Source organism: Pseudarthrobacter sp. As-47 (assembly GCF_058215595.1).
In genome coordinates this window covers 2,040,291-2,056,230 of record NZ_CM177088.1, presented here as the reverse complement: position 1 = coordinate 2,056,230, position 15,940 = coordinate 2,040,291, and the positions used below count along the sequence as shown (strand labels likewise).

General features: G+C 72.0%; 6 protein-coding genes. 3 read left to right on the top strand and 3 right to left on the bottom strand.

Annotated features, from left to right (window positions below; all coding sequences use genetic code 11):
- Positions 1 to 51 precede the first annotated feature (51 nt).
- Both AC4BCK_RS09510 and AC4BCK_RS09505 read left to right on the top strand, forming a co-directional pair.
- Positions 52 to 2,064, top strand: a complete 2,013-nt coding sequence (locus AC4BCK_RS09510) for an aconitate hydratase (RefSeq protein WP_490566854.1) — start codon at positions 52 to 54, stop codon at positions 2,062 to 2,064.
- Between the two features lie 20 nt (positions 2,065 to 2,084).
- Positions 2,085 to 3,281 carry an MFS transporter gene (locus AC4BCK_RS09505; protein WP_490566853.1) on the top strand — a complete coding sequence of 399 codons (1,197 nt, stop codon included), beginning with the start codon at positions 2,085 to 2,087 and terminating at the stop codon, positions 3,279 to 3,281.
- Here AC4BCK_RS09505 and AC4BCK_RS09500 read toward each other — a convergent pair.
- Genes AC4BCK_RS09500 through AC4BCK_RS09490 form a run of 3 tightly spaced genes read right to left on the bottom strand, consistent with a single transcriptional unit; the run spans position 3,278 to position 14,750 of the window.
- Positions 3,278 to 4,330 (bottom strand): tartrate dehydrogenase, encoded by a 1,053-nt coding sequence (locus AC4BCK_RS09500; protein ID WP_251420210.1) that lies wholly within the window; start codon positions 4,328 to 4,330, stop codon positions 3,278 to 3,280. The two genes, AC4BCK_RS09505 and AC4BCK_RS09500, sit on opposite strands and share 4 nt — an antisense overlap.
- A 53-nt stretch (positions 4,331 to 4,383) precedes the next feature.
- Positions 4,384 to 8,034, bottom strand: coding sequence for a hypothetical protein (locus AC4BCK_RS09495; RefSeq protein ID WP_490566852.1), 3,651 nt, complete (start codon positions 8,032 to 8,034; stop codon positions 4,384 to 4,386).
- Positions 8,034 to 14,750: a DUF6603 domain-containing protein gene (locus AC4BCK_RS09490; RefSeq protein WP_490566851.1), complete on the bottom strand. Its 6,717-nt coding sequence runs from the start codon at positions 14,748 to 14,750 to the stop codon at positions 8,034 to 8,036. Before AC4BCK_RS09490 ends, AC4BCK_RS09495 begins: the two co-directional genes overlap by 1 nt.
- Positions 14,751 to 15,183: 433 nt before the next feature.
- On the opposite strand from AC4BCK_RS09490, the gene AC4BCK_RS09485 reads away from it, so the two are divergent.
- Positions 15,184 to 15,633, top strand: a complete 450-nt coding sequence (locus AC4BCK_RS09485; protein WP_377087880.1) for a peptidase inhibitor family I36 protein — start codon at positions 15,184 to 15,186, stop codon at positions 15,631 to 15,633.
- The last annotated feature ends 307 nt before the right edge of the window (positions 15,634 to 15,940 follow it).

The window sequence follows — 15,940 nt, the reverse complement described above, 5'->3', positions numbered from 1 at the left end:
ATCCCCCCGGCGGGCCGCAGTTGTCTGTACGCACAGCGCTAAGGAATCCCAGTGGCCCAGAACCTGACCCAGAAGCTCCTCGCCGGCCACCTCGCGTCCGGCGAGCTGACTCCCGGCAGCGACATCACCATCGCCGTCGACCAGATCCTCATTGAGGACGCGACCGGGACCATGACGGCCATGCAGTTCGAAATGCTCGGCGTGGACTCCATCGCGGTGCCGCTGGCGGTCATGTACGTCGATCACAACGTCCTGCAGATCGACGACAAGAACATGCAGGACCACCACTACCTGCGCACCCTCTCCGCCCGCTACGGGCTGCGCTACTCTCCCGCAGGACACGGCATCTCCCACTACATCCACCTGGAGCACTTCTCCCGTCCCGATGGTGTCCTGGTGGGCGCGGACTCCCACACCTCCACGGCGGGCGCCCTGGGCATGTTCGCCCTTGGCGCCGGCGGGCTGGAGGTGGCCGTGGCGATGGCAGGCTACGGGTTCGACTTCGTGTGCCCCGCCGTCGTGGGCGTGGAACTGACGGGCACGCTCGGTGCGGACGCCGAAGCGAAGGACGTGGTGCTGGAGCTCCTGCGGCGCCACGGCGTGCGCGGCGGCCGCGGGAAGGTCTTCGAGTTCCATGGCGACGGGGTGGCGTCCCTGTCCGTTTCGGCGCGCGCCACCATCTGCAACATGATCATCGAAACAGGGGCTGCCACCGCCGTCTTCCCCTCCGATGAGCAGACCCTCGCCTGGCTGCGGGCACAGCGCCGCGAGGACCAGTTCGTTCCCCTGGCAGCGGACGCGGGCGCCGCGTACGACGACGACGAGCGGCTTGATCTTTCGGGTCTCGTTCCGCTCGTGGCGCTGCCGCACTCGCCGGGGAACGTCCGTCCCGTGTCCGAGCTGCCGCGCACCGAGGTGGTCCAGGTCTGCGTCGGTTCCTCTGTGAACAGTTCCTACGAGGACCTGGCCACTGTGGCGGCCATCCTCAAGGGCCACACCGTCCATCCGTCCGTCCAGCTCACGGTGACGCCGGGATCACGGCAGATCCTGCAGACGATCATCGCCTCCGGTGTCTATGAGGACCTCATGGAGGCAGGGGCGCGGATGCTCGAGCCGGTATGCGGCCCCTGCGTCGGCATCGGGCGGGCACCCACGGAGGGTGCACCGTCGCTGCGCACGTTCAACCGCAACTTCCCGGGCCGAAGCGGTACAGCCGAGGACTCCGTATACCTGTGTTCGCCGTCGACCGCTGCTGCGAGCGCGCTGGAAGGCGCCATCGTCGACGCCTCCACCGTCAGCCGCGGCGGGCTCCGCCCCGCTGCGCCGCCGCGCCCGGAGGTCCACGACCTGCATATCGCCGGAGTCCTGCCGCTGGAGGCCCGTCGCAGCATCGAGATCGAGCGGGGCAGCAACCTGGTCCCGCCCCCACAGCCAAACCCCCTGCCGGCTGACGTGGACGCCCGGGTGCTGATCGTCGTCGGTGATGACATCTCCACCGGTGACATGGCTCCCGACGGCGCCATCGCCATGTCGGTGTGGTCCAACATCGCCGTGTGCGCGCGCTTCATGTTCCGCCGCCTGGACCCTGGTTTCCACGACCGGGCCCTGGAGTGGGGCGGCGGGATCATTGTGGGCGGGGAAAACTACGGGCAGGGTTCGTCGCGGGAACATGCCGCCCTGATCCCGCTGTACCTCGGGGTCCGGGTGGTCGCCGCCCGGAGCTACGCCCGGATCCACCGCCGGAACCTGATCGCTGCCGGGATTGTGCCGCTGATCCTTCCCTCCGACGCGCACAGCTCAACGGGGCAGCGCTGGGTGATCGACGGACTGGCCGATGCCCTGGCGAGTGGGGCCCGCTCCGTTACCGCCCGGGTGGACGGTGACGTGGATCTGGAGCTCGGGCTCGATTTCTCGCCGGCCGAGCGTGCTGTCCTCCTTGCCGGCGGCTTGCTCGCCCAGGTGCGGGCCGGCGGGCGCTCTGTCTTGGCCGGCGACGCCGTCGTCCAGGATGACGTTGCGGTCGTTTCGCAGAGCCGATCCGCACAGAGCCGATCCTCACGGTGAGGCCTGCAGCCGCCGAACCGGTGCGAAAACCAGCGCGTCGTCCGGGACAGCGTGCCACCGCCATCGCTGCGCTGACAACGGTGGTGGCGGTGCTGCCGGTCTTCCTTGTCGGCGGGCTGGCTGTCCAGCTCGAGCAGGACCTGGGCATGACGGCGTCCGTGCTCGGTGTCGCGGTGGCCACGTTCTGGGCTGTGTCAGCGTTGCTGTCTGCCCCCGCGGGGTATGTGGCAAGCGGGCTGGGGCTCCGCCGCGGGGTTCCGCTCGCCGTCGGACTGGGCTTTGTGGCGCTGGCCGGGATCGCTTTTATCACTCCGCACTGGGCGTGGCTGATCGTCTGGCTCAGTTTCGCCGGGGCCGCGAACGCGCTGATCCATCCGCTCTCCAATGGCATGATCGTGGATCAGGTGGCGGTACGTAACCGCGCCTTCTCGTTCGGACTCAAACAGGCAGCCATTCCGGCGGCGACACTTACGGCGGGCCTGTCCGTTCCGGTGTTCGCCCTCACCGTCGGGTGGAACTGGACCTTCGCCCTGGCAGCACTGCTGGCGGCGTCCCTGGTCCCGGTGCTTCTCCGCAGTCTCCCCCGCAGTGCCCCCGTCCGACGGCGCTCAGGTAAAGCTGCCAGGGAGCCGCTTCCCCGGAGACTGAAACCGTTCCTTTTTGCTACCGCCGCTGCCAGTGCCCTTGGGGCCGGGCAGGCCAACGTGGTGGGCGCATTCACTGTCGCCATGGCTGTGGAGGCGGGGTTCAGCGCGGCAGGCGCAGGTCTGTTGTTGGGCGGCGCCAGCGTGGCCGGGATTCTGGCACGCCCGCTGGTAGGTATTGCCGCGGACCGGGGGATTGGCGGCTCGATGGCCACCGTGGCGCTGATGATGGGGGCGGGGAGCCTGGGACTGCTCGGCATGGCGTCCGGCTTTCCGGTCGCCTATGCAGCCGGAGCCGTCGTCGCGTTCGGTCTTGGCTGGGGCTGGAACGGCCTGGCCCACTACGTGGTCTCACGCACGGCCCATCCGTTTACCATCCAGGCAACGGGGATCACTCAAAGCGGAACCTACATTGGCGGAACACTGGGGCCGCTGCTGTTCGGGATCGTGTTCTCCCGGTTCAGCCCGGCCATAGGGTGGACGCTTGCAGCGGTGGTGGCAGCAGCCGGGGCGGGAGCCTCGCTGGTTGCGTTCCGTTTGGAAAAGCGTTTGCGCGGCGGGACGGTCGTTTAGGACAGGCGTGACAGCACTGCGGCAGCGAACTCTGCTGTGGTGGCGGTGCCCTTCAGGTCCGGCGTCGCGGTGCCGTCCGCGAGCGTGCCCTCGAAGGCCGAGGTCAGGGACCGGGCGGCCTCCGCCTCGCCGAGGTGGTCGAGCATCATTGCCGCGGCCCACAGGGCGCCGACCGGGTTGGCGATACCCTTGCCCGCAATATCCGGAGCAGAGCCGTGCACAGGTTCGAACATCGACGGGTGCCGCCGCTCGGGGTTGAGGTTGGCGCTGGGCGCGATGCCGATGGACCCGGCAACACCAGCTACGAGGTCCGAAAGGATGTCCCCGAACAGGTTCGACGCGACGATGGTCCGGATGCTTGTCGGTTTCATCACCAACCGTGCCGCCAGCGCGTCAATGAGCACCTTTTCGACGACGACTCCGGGGAATTCCTTGACTGTCTCCGCCACCACTTCATCCCAGAACGGCATGGTGTGGATGATGCCGTTCGACTTTGTGGCGGAGACGAGCCGGCCGCCGCGTTCGGTGGCAGCATTGGCGGCATAGCGCGCCGCCCGGGCGATACCGCGCCTGGTGAAGACGCTCTCCTGGACCGCGAACTCGCCGTCGGTTCCGGCGCCGAACCTTCCTCCAATCTGGGAGTACTCGCCTTCGACGTTCTCCCGCACCACCACGATGTCCAGGTCCTCGATGCCGGGCATGGCACCAACAACGCCGGGCAGCAACCGCATGGGCCGGAGGTTGATGTACTGGTCGAACTCCCGGCGGATCGGGATAAGCAGCCCCCAGAGCGTGACGTCGTCGGGCACATCCGGCGTCCCGACGGCCCCGAGGTAGATGCCGTCACCGCTGCTGAGCTGCTCGATGCCGTCGACGGGCATCATGCGGCCCGCCTTGCGGTAGAGGTCGCTGTTCCAGTCGCGGACCCGCCACTGGACGCCGAAGCCGTAGATTCCGGCGACGGCGTCAACGCACTGCATCGCGACGTCGGTGACATCCACGCCGATGCCGTCGCCGGGGATCGCATCGATGACATAGCTGCGGCTCATGAGCATCCAATCGTTCGTGGCATACGAAGAGCATATGCGGAGGAACCGTAGTGTCAGACCGGATGCCAGCTGTCGTTTACTTCGCCTTCGATGGGGTGGGTGATGGCCGCGGTCAGTGCGACGATCCGTTGGGCGGGTATCCAGAGGCCGATCTCTGTTCCCTGTGGGCCCCTCGACCGCACGGCCATGATCTCTGCGCCCCGTGGTGGCACCGGGGACCGCCGTGTGGGGATGTCCGGGAGCTTCCAGGAGCCGCGCAAGGGACGGCGCCTGATGGGGTCCGGCGGAAAGGTGCCAGGCAGTGTAGCGACGACGGTGAGGACATGGGGCGGTTCGGTCGCTGGATCAGCGCTGGTCAGCAGGCTCGCCACGTAGCCGCGCCCGGCAATCCGTACCACGTCGATGATCTTCAGGGCCAGATCGGGCCGCGGCTCGACCCAGCCGGGCATGAGCAGGGTCTGCTCCGCGACCCGGCCGAGCGGGTCCGCCACGCGCACGGTCACCTGGACCGGCACGGACGGGTCGTCGCGGCGGCCCCAGACCAGCAGCGGCGTGCGCCCGGCCGTGCGCGGCAGCCGCTGAACCACCGGGCCGGCGGTGGTGTCGGGCGGGGTGGACTCATCCGCCACCCGTGCGGTCGCCTCGAGCGGCAGGACGGGACCGGTGACCGCGCCCAGCGTCACCTGGACCGTATGCGACCCCGCGGGCACCACCCGGTCAGCGGCGGTGGTCGCCGTCCGGACCAGGAGCCCCGTGTTGTCGGCCCCGACCACCTCCGCGACGAGCGCGTCGAGTTGCGGCGCCGCAGAGGGCAGGACGACGGCGGTGACCACGTCCGAGGCCGGTGACACCACGCCGCGCTCGGCGGAGACGGGCACCGTGTGCTCCGGCACGGCGACGGCCCGCAGGTGCCACGGCTCCCACGAGGGCGGCAGGGCGCCGGACCAGTCTGCGGTCCAGACCCGCTGGCGGGTGATCGGATCCAGCCGCGGATCCGCCGTCGCAGGGTCGAACGCGGCGCCCGCCGGAACCTGGGCCAGGGGCGGCCCCATCGTCAGGTGGTCGCGGGCCGCGAGCCCGGACCGCGTCGCGAACACCTCGAAGGCGGTGACTGGGATCGGCGAGGCCGCCTCGAAAGCCACGGTGAGGCTGCCGTCGGGCTGGATGGCGGGCCGGACGAGCGGCGTGGCGGGCCGCCGCAGCCGGGGCGCGGCCACCGCCTGGAGGTGGGTGTGTGCGGGCAGGCCGCCGCCCCCGGCCGGCCAGGGCGACTCGACCCCTGTGGTGGTGACGGCCGTGACGAGGAACAGGTGGATGTCCTCGCTCCCCCGGGCCAGGGTCAGATCGGCGGCGGCAGGGACGGCCGGCACCTCGGCGGCCCGGCGGATGCCGAGGGGGCGCTGGGCGGCGGGCGCGGCGTCGTATAGGTCCCACAGCTGCTGGAGCCGGACGCCGAGCGGGAGCGTCCGGTCCGGCGGGCTGCCGGGCGCCAGCCGCTGGCGCAGCGTGGTCTCCGAGGCCTCCCAGACGACGACCCGGTCCACGTGCGGTCCGGCCAGGCCCGACCAGCCGACCTTCGCGTGGGACACACCCTGCGCGTCCGGGGTGCTGCCCAGCGGTACTCCCGGGGGCAGCGGTGGCGGCGTCGGCACGGCGGGGACGGGGCTGGCCGCGACCGCCGTTGCAGGTTGTGCGGGTACGGGCACCCAGACGCTGGGGGCGGCGATGCCGGGCGCGGCCTGCCTGGCCCAGACCTGGACTCCCCAGCGCGAGACTGCCCCGAAGTCCAGGCCGGGCCCCGGCACCGTGAGCCGGTAGGAGCGCGCCTCGCCGGCCTGCTCCGGGGTGCCCCAGCCCGGCGCGACCGAGCCGTCCTCGCGCAGCGGCACCACGGTCCCCGCAGACGCCGTGGCCGCGTCGCCGGTGAACGTGAGGGTGCTGGCCAGGCCGAGGTTGGGTGCCGGCGGGGGCGGCGTCGGCGGCGTCCCGAACGGCGGCGGTGTCGAGCCGGTGGGCATCGGGTAGAACACCGCGCGCAGGTCGATCGCGGCGGGCGTTCGCTGCGACCACTCTGTGGCCAGGTCGACGGTCAGCAGCGACGGACAAACCGGGGAGCCCGCATACGTGGCCAGGAGCGTGAGATGCGTGAGCCGCGGCGGCGCAACACCCGGCGAGGAGGTGGTCAGCTCCACGTCCTCCCAACGCGACCAGACGCCGAAGATGTCGCACTGAGCGACCGCGTACCCCCGGCCGACCGACCCGTCGACGGGCAGCTCCTGGTCGCCCTGGACGACCATCGGCCGGTCCGCGCCGGCCACGGTGGTGTCGTCGGTGTCTAGGCGGGGGATGGCCCGCGGCTGGGAACCGCCGAGCAGCCGCTCCGGCATCAGGTCCTCGGCAGACCCCGCGCCGTGGCGCCAGCCGGCGAAGGCGTGCGCGACCGGCCCGGTCATCGTCGCCAGGCGCGGGCCCGGCCGCCAGCTGACCTCGATAGCCTCGCGGAACGGCCCATCGGGGCTCGCGGGCGGCAGCAGCGCCGCCCGGGCGGCCCGCAGGTCCACGACCGGCGGCACCACGGTGTGCCGCTGCACCGGCGGGATGTACGCGGCCACCTCGACGCCGTCGCCGAGGACCGAGCGCCGGTAGTGCCCGGTGACAAGGTAATCGAGCTCGCCCCGGAGGTCAGGCATAAGCTGCGCCAGGTCGGCCTCCCGGTAGGCGGTGCCGAAGCCCGTCGCGAGGTTCGCCGCCGGGTCGGTGCCCGCGGCCAGCAGCAGGAGGGCGAGCGGCTTGAGCCGGGCGCTCGCGGGCTGGTCCGCGGCGGTGCCGTCCGCACGGGAGGGAGGGTCGACGGCGCGCCGGTCCTCAAGTGAGTGCTGGTCCATCTCGGCGGTCCCGGACGCGTAGAGCGGACGCAGCTCGGGCAGGAAGAACGTGCGGGTCTCCTCCACGAGCCCGTCGGCGTCCGAGGGCTTCCACGGCGGGGCGGCCCGGCCGGTCTCCGTCACGGGGTACCAGCCGAGCGGTACCCCGGCCCGGCCGATGCGCTGGGCGGCGGCCTTCGGCGGGGCGGCCGGTGCGACGACGAGGCCTTGATCGTCGGGAACGTACTCACCGAGCTCGTGGCCGTCGATCGGCAGTCCGACGCGCTCGAGCGGCTGCCAGTCGTCGGCGTCGACCACCTCCTGCACGGTCTCGATCCGCACCGCGAGCGCGTGCCCGTTGACCAGGACGGCGTGGGTGGCCGCACCCGCGCTGGCGGTAAGCGTCACGGTGGGGCTGCCGGCAGGTGCCACGGCGGCGGTGCCGACGGCGCCGGCGGGGTCCAGCCCGGTCCGCAGCAGGAACAGCGCGGCCGGCCGGGCCGGGTCCTGCACCTGGCACCGGACCTGCACGTGCGCGGCCTCCTCACCGCCCCACCAGACCAGCTCCCCCTCGTCGACGGGGACGCCGATTAGCTCGGCGTTCCGCAGCCGGCGGTCCCGCACCGGCCGCCCCCACACCATGAACGCATCGCGCGGCACGCCCAGGTCTGCGGAGCAACCCCAGGCCAGCCGGGTGTCCGGGCCGCGCTCCTTGAGCCGCTCGAGCAGCGCATCGTCGATCCCCTCACCGTGCCCGGCCCGCAGCATGCGGCGGGCGATGTCCAGCCAGTCGAGCCGTGCGCCCACAGCCCGGAACTTCCTCACGTCGTGCGTGCGCATCAGAACTCCACCTCCCACGGGGCCCCTGTCAGGGTCACGTCGACGATCGTGACGGCCCGGCCCGGATCGGCCGCGAGCGGGTCTGGGGCCTGCACCAGTTCGAGGGTGAGGCGCCGGCCGCGCTGCCCCGCGGCCAGGAGCACCATCGCCCGGGTGCCGCCCGGTCCGCGGACCACACGCCAGGCGCTTGCGGCGGCCTCCGGGTCCGGGGGCGTCGCGGCGGGCCGCACGTCCAGCCAGGTTGCCGGGCGGGCGGCCCACCACGCGTGCGAAGGGTCGACGCCGTCGGGCGGCGAGCTCAGCTGGACCGGCATGACGCGCTCCCGCACGAGCTGCTCGGAGCACTCGACGACGACGGCGACCGGCTGCGGCACGGCGTCGGCCGACCACCAGACCTCCACCGCGGGTGCGGACGGGGTCTGCGGAACGGGCAGCCCGGCCAGCTGCACGGCGTCGTCCCACTCCCGTCCGGTCGGCCTGTCCGGCAGGCCGGCCAGCGGAGCGGCGTCGCGGACCACGCGGTGGTCGATCGGCGCCGGCGCGATCCACGAGGCCAGATGATCGGGGTCGTCGAAGCGGGAGGTCGTGAAGTTCGCCCGGTGCACCCGCTTCCGCGGCCCGCTGCCGGTCGGCACCGCATGGATGTCGAGGAGGTAGTCGGTGAGCGGCTCGAGCTCATACGCCAGCACGATCTCCTCCACGTCCCGGGTGACGTGCCCGGCCCCGATGCACTCAAGGGCGTCCACGAGCTCCCCGACCGCCCGGTCCCACGGCGTGAGCACGACGGCGTTGGCCTTGGGCTGCAGCACCGAACCGGCAGCGAGCACCGCCTCGACCGGCAGCACGAGCGCCTGGCCGGGGGCTCCCCCGCCGGGCGGGGCGGGGTGGTGGCCGGAGGCGGCGAGCACGGTCACCTCAAGCCGGTGGTCGTAGGCATCGAACAGCCGGAGCACGTTCTGGGTGGCGAGCGTGACCCGCAACGGCTCCCGGCAGAACACGCCGGCATCGCCCATCCCCGGGTTGGTGTCGAGCAGCCACGGCCCCAGGTCGGCGGGGACCTCGGACGCCGGGGCGGTCGCGAACCGGAAGGTCTGCGTGTGCTCGTCGGCGAAGGACGGTGTCCGCGTCGGCACCGGGTCGCCGGTCTCGACGTCGTATGTCCAGCTCACGGTGACGTCGTAGGTCTGCCCCGGCTCGAGCAGGGCGTGGTCGGAGGGGTCCTGGGTCAGGCCGGTCTCGAGGGCATCCCGGTCGCGGGAGACGATCGTTTCGTCGTACTCGTGCCGGCGCACCTCGGCCCGGGTGAGGCCGGCGGCCGCGACCACCCAATAGCGCTGGGCGCGGATCCGCTGGCCGTGTTCTTCGCCCCAGCCGACGACGACGGCGGCCGCGCCTTCCGGCAGCTCCTCCCAGCGGAGCAGGGCGGGCATCGGCCGGTCCCGGTCGGCCCCGGCAATCTTCGCAGCCATGCGCCCGGCCAGCTCGACCGGCTCGGCCCAGGGCCTGTCGTGGGCGACCCAGCGCTTTGGCAGGGGGTTTGCGGGGCCGACCATCGCCGCCCAGTCCACCTCGCGGCGGTCGAGGGCCTCCCCCGCCGCCGAGCGGACCTCGACGAGCAGGGTCCGGTGCTTCTCCCGGGGAACGAGCAGCAGCAGGTCGAACGCGGCGAGGTCCTCCCCGAGCGAGAACGCGACGGCGTCGGCCAGCGGGTCGGGCCGCCAGCCGGCCTCCTGCCGGGCCCGCTCAACGAGTTCCCGGTCGGCCTGGCTGCCGGTCAGCGGCTCGCCGTCGGTGCGCACGGGCGAGGCGAGGATGCGTCCCTCGCAGCCCTTGAGCCGGCCGGCCTCGGGGTCGGGGCTGCGCTCGAGCCAATGCCCGGCCACGTCGTTGACGGTGGCGCCGGCGGCGAGCAGCCCGGCCAGTTCGGCGTAGGTGGCGGCCCCGGCACCCGCCCAGGTGGTCGGGTCAAGGGGGCCGTTGTCCTGGACCCAGCGGCTGAACGGGTCCTCGGCCGGAGTGCGGCCGACCGGGCAGGCGACGGCGTCGCCGGCCACCTCGGCAGGGGTTCCGCCGGCCAGCAGGTCGGCCGCCTCGTCGCCCGTGCGCCACGGTTCGGTGACCCGCAGCCGGCGCCCCGCCGGGGAGGTCCGCAGGAGCCCGTCGGGGTCCGGCCAGAGCACCGGGTCGAGCCGCCAGCCGGTGGCGCTGGGCCCGAGCGGTTCGCCCAGGAAGGTCCACAGTTGCGGCTGCGGCGGCGCGGCAGGGCGGCAGACGGTCCCCCAGCGGTGCTCGACCTGCTCGCGCAGCACCTCGCCGTAGGTGACGGTGCTCGTGAACGGCGTCGGCAGCCAGTGCAGCAATGCCAGCGCCGGCGGTTCGGCGGTGGACGAGCCGGGCGACGACGCACTCCACCAGACGGACGGCGTCGTGCCCGCGGTGAGGGTGCCGCTGAGGGTGACTCCTGTGACCTTGTAGGCCCACCAGCGCTCCCCGATCCGGCGCCAGGCGCCGGCGCCCGCCGCCCCGGTCGAGCCGAGCGGTGCCTGGCCCAGCACGCTCAGCCCCTCGGCGTCGGGCGCGACCTGGAAGCGGAGCACGGGGACGGCGTCGAGCGGCACGGTCGGCACCTCGCCGTGGACGACCGGGGACTCCCCCTCAGGCGTCTCCACCCTTGCAGCCTGGCCGACCGTCGAGTCGGAGGGCCGGCCGGCGGTGCCCTCGAGCAGCGCCGGCGTCCGTCCGGCCAGGGACAGGCCGGCGACGAGGTCGCGCACGGGCGGGTCAGGGTCCGGCTCGTGGCCGATGGTGAGCTCGACGCAGCCCTTGACGCTGAAGAAGAAGAAGTCGACCCGGCCGCAGACCTCGCCGTGCACGTAGGGGTCGTCGCGCGGCATGCCGTCCTGGATCCGGGTGCCGACCATGAGCGTGAGCTCGGCGCTCACGCCGATGGAGACGATGAACAGCCGCAGCTCTCCCCGGACGTAGACCTTGCCGGCCAGGAAGAACGGGTCGAAGCCGAGCACCGCGTCGAACCCCGCCGCCGCCTCGACGTACAGCCGCGCTGCCTTGGAGCCCATCAGTACGGCCTGGATGTGGAAGCCGGTGGCTACGGACAGGCCGGTCGTGGCGGGCAGGGGCGGGATGGCGATGCCGTCGCCGTGCACCATGAGGTAGCCGGTGCCCGTGAACACGTCGAGGACCTTCACGGTCACCCGGTCGTCGTAGGAGCCGAGGTCGACCAGCCACTTCTCCGGGTTCCGCGCGTCGAAGAAGGCGGTGACGGGGACGTGGATGCGCAGGATCCGCTCGACGGCGTAGTCCGCGACGACGCCGACTGTGATGGTGCCGGCACCGAAGTCGATGTCCAGCACTGCCAGGAAGGTGGCCTCCTGGGTGGAGCCCAGGGCCGGCGGGAGGCTCAGGACGTCCGCCTTCATCACGAGCAGGAGCCGGGGCCCGGGGACCTCGATCAGGAGGATGCCCTTGAGGTGCAGGATGAACCCGCCCTCAGTGGTCCCGAGCAGCAATCCGGCCGCGACGGCGAAGGAGCCGGCTCTGTGGGTCCAGCCGTCCGGATGCATCACGCTCTTGCGGGGCGGGGCGAGCTGCGCCATGAGCCAGTCGAGTGCCGGGACCCGCGCCGCGGTGTTCTCCAGCCGGCCGTAGTTGACGCCGACCCCGCCGAGCAGGCCGTACAGGGCCAGGCCCGAGTTGCCCAGCGGGAGGGGCGCGGGGAACTCGACCTCTACGCCGATCAGGAGGCCGGTGACGCCGGCCTTGGTCTCGATCGCGAGGGTCGCGGCGGCGCGGATGCCCAGCGGCACGATGGTCAGGTCGAACGCCGCCTTGAACCCGGCGCCGGTGAGCTCGATTGAGCCCGCGCCGTGGACCGTGCCGGGGATGTCGAGCGTAGCGCCGAGCTTGGTCAGCTGCGGGAGCTCGACGGCGTCGAGCCTCGCCCGGACGCGGATGGTATCCACCGTCACGGGGCCCAGCGGCACATCGATGCCGGCCTCGACCTCGAGGTAGGTCGGGTTGTCGCGGCTGACGCGGACGCCGAACACGCGCAGGATCTCGTCCAGCGGGGGCGTGGCGACCAGGGAGCCGGGCTGGATGTCGAGCTCGTAGCCCCGGGAGGGGTCGAACACCGGGATCGGCACGTACTCGGCCTCGGTGCCGGTGCCCCACTCCGACCGGACGCCGACGGCCGTGTAGCGGGTGCGGATCGGCCGGTCCTCCGGCACTCGGATCACGGCCAGGTCGAACCAGAACTGCACCTCCACGTCCAGCAGGACGCTGACCTGCGTGCCGCGGTCGGTGGTGGTCGAGCCGTCCGGCGCGATGATGCCGTCGCTCACCATGACCTCGGCGCCGCGCAGGGTCAGGACGCGGGTCCGCACGAGGCTGCTGGCGCCGAGGGCGACCGAGCCGAGCTGGACGAGGGTCCCGGCCGCCGGGGAGAGGTCGGCTGCGCCGGCGGCGAGGGGGCCCATCACGGTGAGCGCACCAAGGACGTTGAGGCTGCCGGCATCGATGCCGGCGTCCGTGTGGCGGCCCTCCCAGAGCCCGTCGAGGTCGGCCTCGAGGGCGCGGAACTCCCCGAACACCTGCCAGGATTCCCGGTCGGTGGCCAGCCGGAGCCGGACCCGGAACGCGCACAGGCCGTCGCCGGGGTTGGGACCGCGCCCGCCCAGCGCCGGCTGGCCGCCCTCGTCGAGCGAGGCCTCGATGGCCGTCTGGACGTCGAACTCGCCCCAGATCTCGAGCCGGACGAACGTCGTCCGGATCAGCTCGACCTCGAGGCCGAGGCGGCGGAAGCAGTCCGGCCGGCCGGACGCCGGGGGCTGGGGGTCATGCTGCCCGGGCGGTTGGCTGGCCGGAGGGCGGGACAGCTCGGCGCGGACGGCCTCAGGAGCGGGGGCCGCGGCGGCCCGGGCCCGGGCGAGCCACCACTCCCCCGACGTCTCGGCCGGCGCCGGCGTGGGCGGGTCAAGTGGGGTGTGGTCGCGGGCGTCGGCGTGGCCGTGCGGGGTGCCGGCGGTTGCGGCGTAGCCCAGATCGCGCAGGATTTGGACCGCCGCGTCGAGGCGGCGCTGGCTGAGCTCCAGGTTGTTGGTCCGCTTCGTGGGGGTGTCGTTGCCCTCGTAGGAGGCGTAGCCGTCCACGACGAGCGGGGTGGCGCCGATGTCGGCCTGCCGTGACCGCGCAAGGTCGGAGAAGGCATCCCCGGCGGGGGCGGTGGTCCGCCCGGACGCCGGTGCCGAGCCGGTGTTGGCCGGGTTGCGCCACCAGGCGTCGGTGGTTTCGCTCGGGAAGGGGTGGTTGAACCGGAAGTAGCAGTCCAGCGTGGTCGGGCGGGCGTCCGCGGGCTGGGTCGGGGTGCCGGAAACCGCCGCGGTGCTGCCGGGCGCCACGGCCAGGGTGGCCCGGGTCCCAGTCAAGGTGCCGCCGGGCCACACCCACTCGGCAGGCACCTCGGGGTCGAGCCGCACGGTCACGTCGGTGGCGGTCTGGGAGACGATGACCATCCGCCCGCGCTCGGGCGTCAGCAGCCGCAGCGCTGCCGGGTTCGCCAGCGCCGGAGCGGCCCCATCACCGGCGGCAGGCCGCAGCGCCCGGAAGGAAACCGGGCCGTGGGAGTGCCCGCCGGTGTCGGTGACCGTGACCCGCAGCTCGACAGTGCCGGCCGCGGGCACCGTCACGGGCAGCCGGTCCCCCGCGACCGTCGGCCCGCCGACGACCTCGATCCTGATGGTGTGCGGGGCCAGCCCGCCCGAGGCGTCGACGAGGAACACGCTCTGGTCCGGTGCCTCGACCGCCGCGCCGGCGACCGCCGCGATGTGCCGCCCGGCAGGGCTGATGAACCGGGCCAGCACCGCCGGGGAGCCGCCGCGGTTGACGACCTCGGCACTGAAGGCGCCCGTCACACCGTCGTGCACCCCAATCCCGATCCACAGGTCCCGGACGCCCGCCGAGACGGCCAGGCCCTCAAGCCCGTCCGGGGACACGAACAGCCGGACCTCCGGCAGGTGCAGTCCCTGCCATTCGCCGGGGACGGCTCGCGCCCCGGGCGGCAGCCCGGGCGGGTCGGCGAGTGAGGAGAGGTCGAGCTCGGCGGTGCGGAACGCGAAGCCGACCGTATTGCCCGGGCCGATGAGTGCGTGGCCCGGGGTCATGCGGATGAAGGAGTAGATGTCGTCAACGGAGCTGCCCGAGGTCGACGCCGAGCGCAGCCGGGTGCCCACCGTGGCCCCGGGCAGCTGCATGGTCCGGATGACGATGCGCGGCAGGATAAACCGGACCTGCGGGTTGGCGGGGTCGAAGACCAGTTGGCCGCGGGTGTCGAGCATCGCGCCCCGCAGGTAGGGCACGAGCAGCCGGATCCCGGGCACGTCCAGGTCCAAGTGCCAGCCGCCGTCCTCCGCGCCGCCCGGGCCGGCCAGGTGGCGGCCGTACGCGATGGTGGCCTGGGTGCCGGTGAGCTCGATGGGCGTGGACGATCCGGCCCCGCCCCAGCGCCCGGTCGCGGGGTCGACGCTGACCCCGGCAAGCTGCGGCACGTCCACCGCGACGGATCGGACGCTCCAGGTGCCATCCACGTCGGTGACCTCGCGCGGCGTCAGGCCGGCGGTGTCAATCGCCCTGAGGGCATTCTCCAGCGGATCCAGTGCTCCAGTGTTGCGGACGTCGGACGGGAGATCGTCCCAGAGGCTCATGACAGAACCGTTCGACGGGAACGGCCATCAGTGGCTGAAGGATCGAGTCCACTGACCAGCAGGTACTCCTGTGTCTCTTTCCAAGATGTGCGATTGGCCATATCAGCTCCCCGGGCCTCAGTGAACGCAACGTAAAGATAGCCGGACCCTAATGACGTGAGCGTTACTGCCGCGTTACGGCCAGACCGAGGCCAAAAGACCTGCCACGGGGCTTGCTTTAGCCACCACTGGACGCTGGGGTCCCCCGCCTTCCTTCAGGCCCCATTCACTTCCCACCAGGGTTCCGGACGGAACGCCTGGCCCGGCCCCTGGGTTGGGGCAGGTGTCCCCATGGCCGGCAAGACGTCGATGCCAGAGAATGATGACGGCGCCTCTGCTGGGTGACCCGGACGATATTGGTTCGTCCGCCTACAAAAAATGACTGGGGAACTTGATGAAACTCGCAACGCGTAAAGCGGCTACTGCTGTGGCTGTACTGGCCCTGGGTGCCAGCGCATTCCTGGCGGGCGCGCCTGCTGCCAATGCCTCGGGCACAGGAACCGCGTGCCCGACATCACGGGTGTGCTTCTACTTCAACTCCGACTTCCAGGGCGCACGCGCCGATTACGCCAACAGCGACGCGACCATGGGCAATGAGCTCTTCACCGACGGCCCTGTCGGAAGGAACGGATGGGGCGTCCAGGTCAACAACAACGCAGCATCCATGGTCAACAACACGTACGCGTACGTCACGATCTACGACAGCCCCGGCTGCGAAGGCTACGCCTGGTACATCCAACCAGGGGACCGTCTCAACCTGGGCACGATGAAAAACAGGGTCAGCTCAATCTATGTGGCTTACAACGGCGGGGCATGCCTCGACCGGGACCAGTCCTGGGCCTAGTCCTTGACTGGCGGCAGGCTGTAGCGCCGGGCCTTCTCCGCAGCGCCAGGGACACTGGCGCTGCGGAGGGGCTTCATAAGAAGCGAGTCCGCAGGCCAGAGGAAGGCCTGCACCCGTTGCTGGGTGTCGGCCACGTCCGAAACGAATGGTGCAGGCCTGGCAAACCAGTTGGCTGTGTGGCGCTGAAACCTTGACGTTCGTCCGCACGACTCTGCCGCACCTCTGCCACGTTAGAGCTGCAGACCTTGTCCCGTCGTCTCCCCCTCAGTCCGGCAACGATGAGGATGAGGCCAAGCGTTGTGAAGAC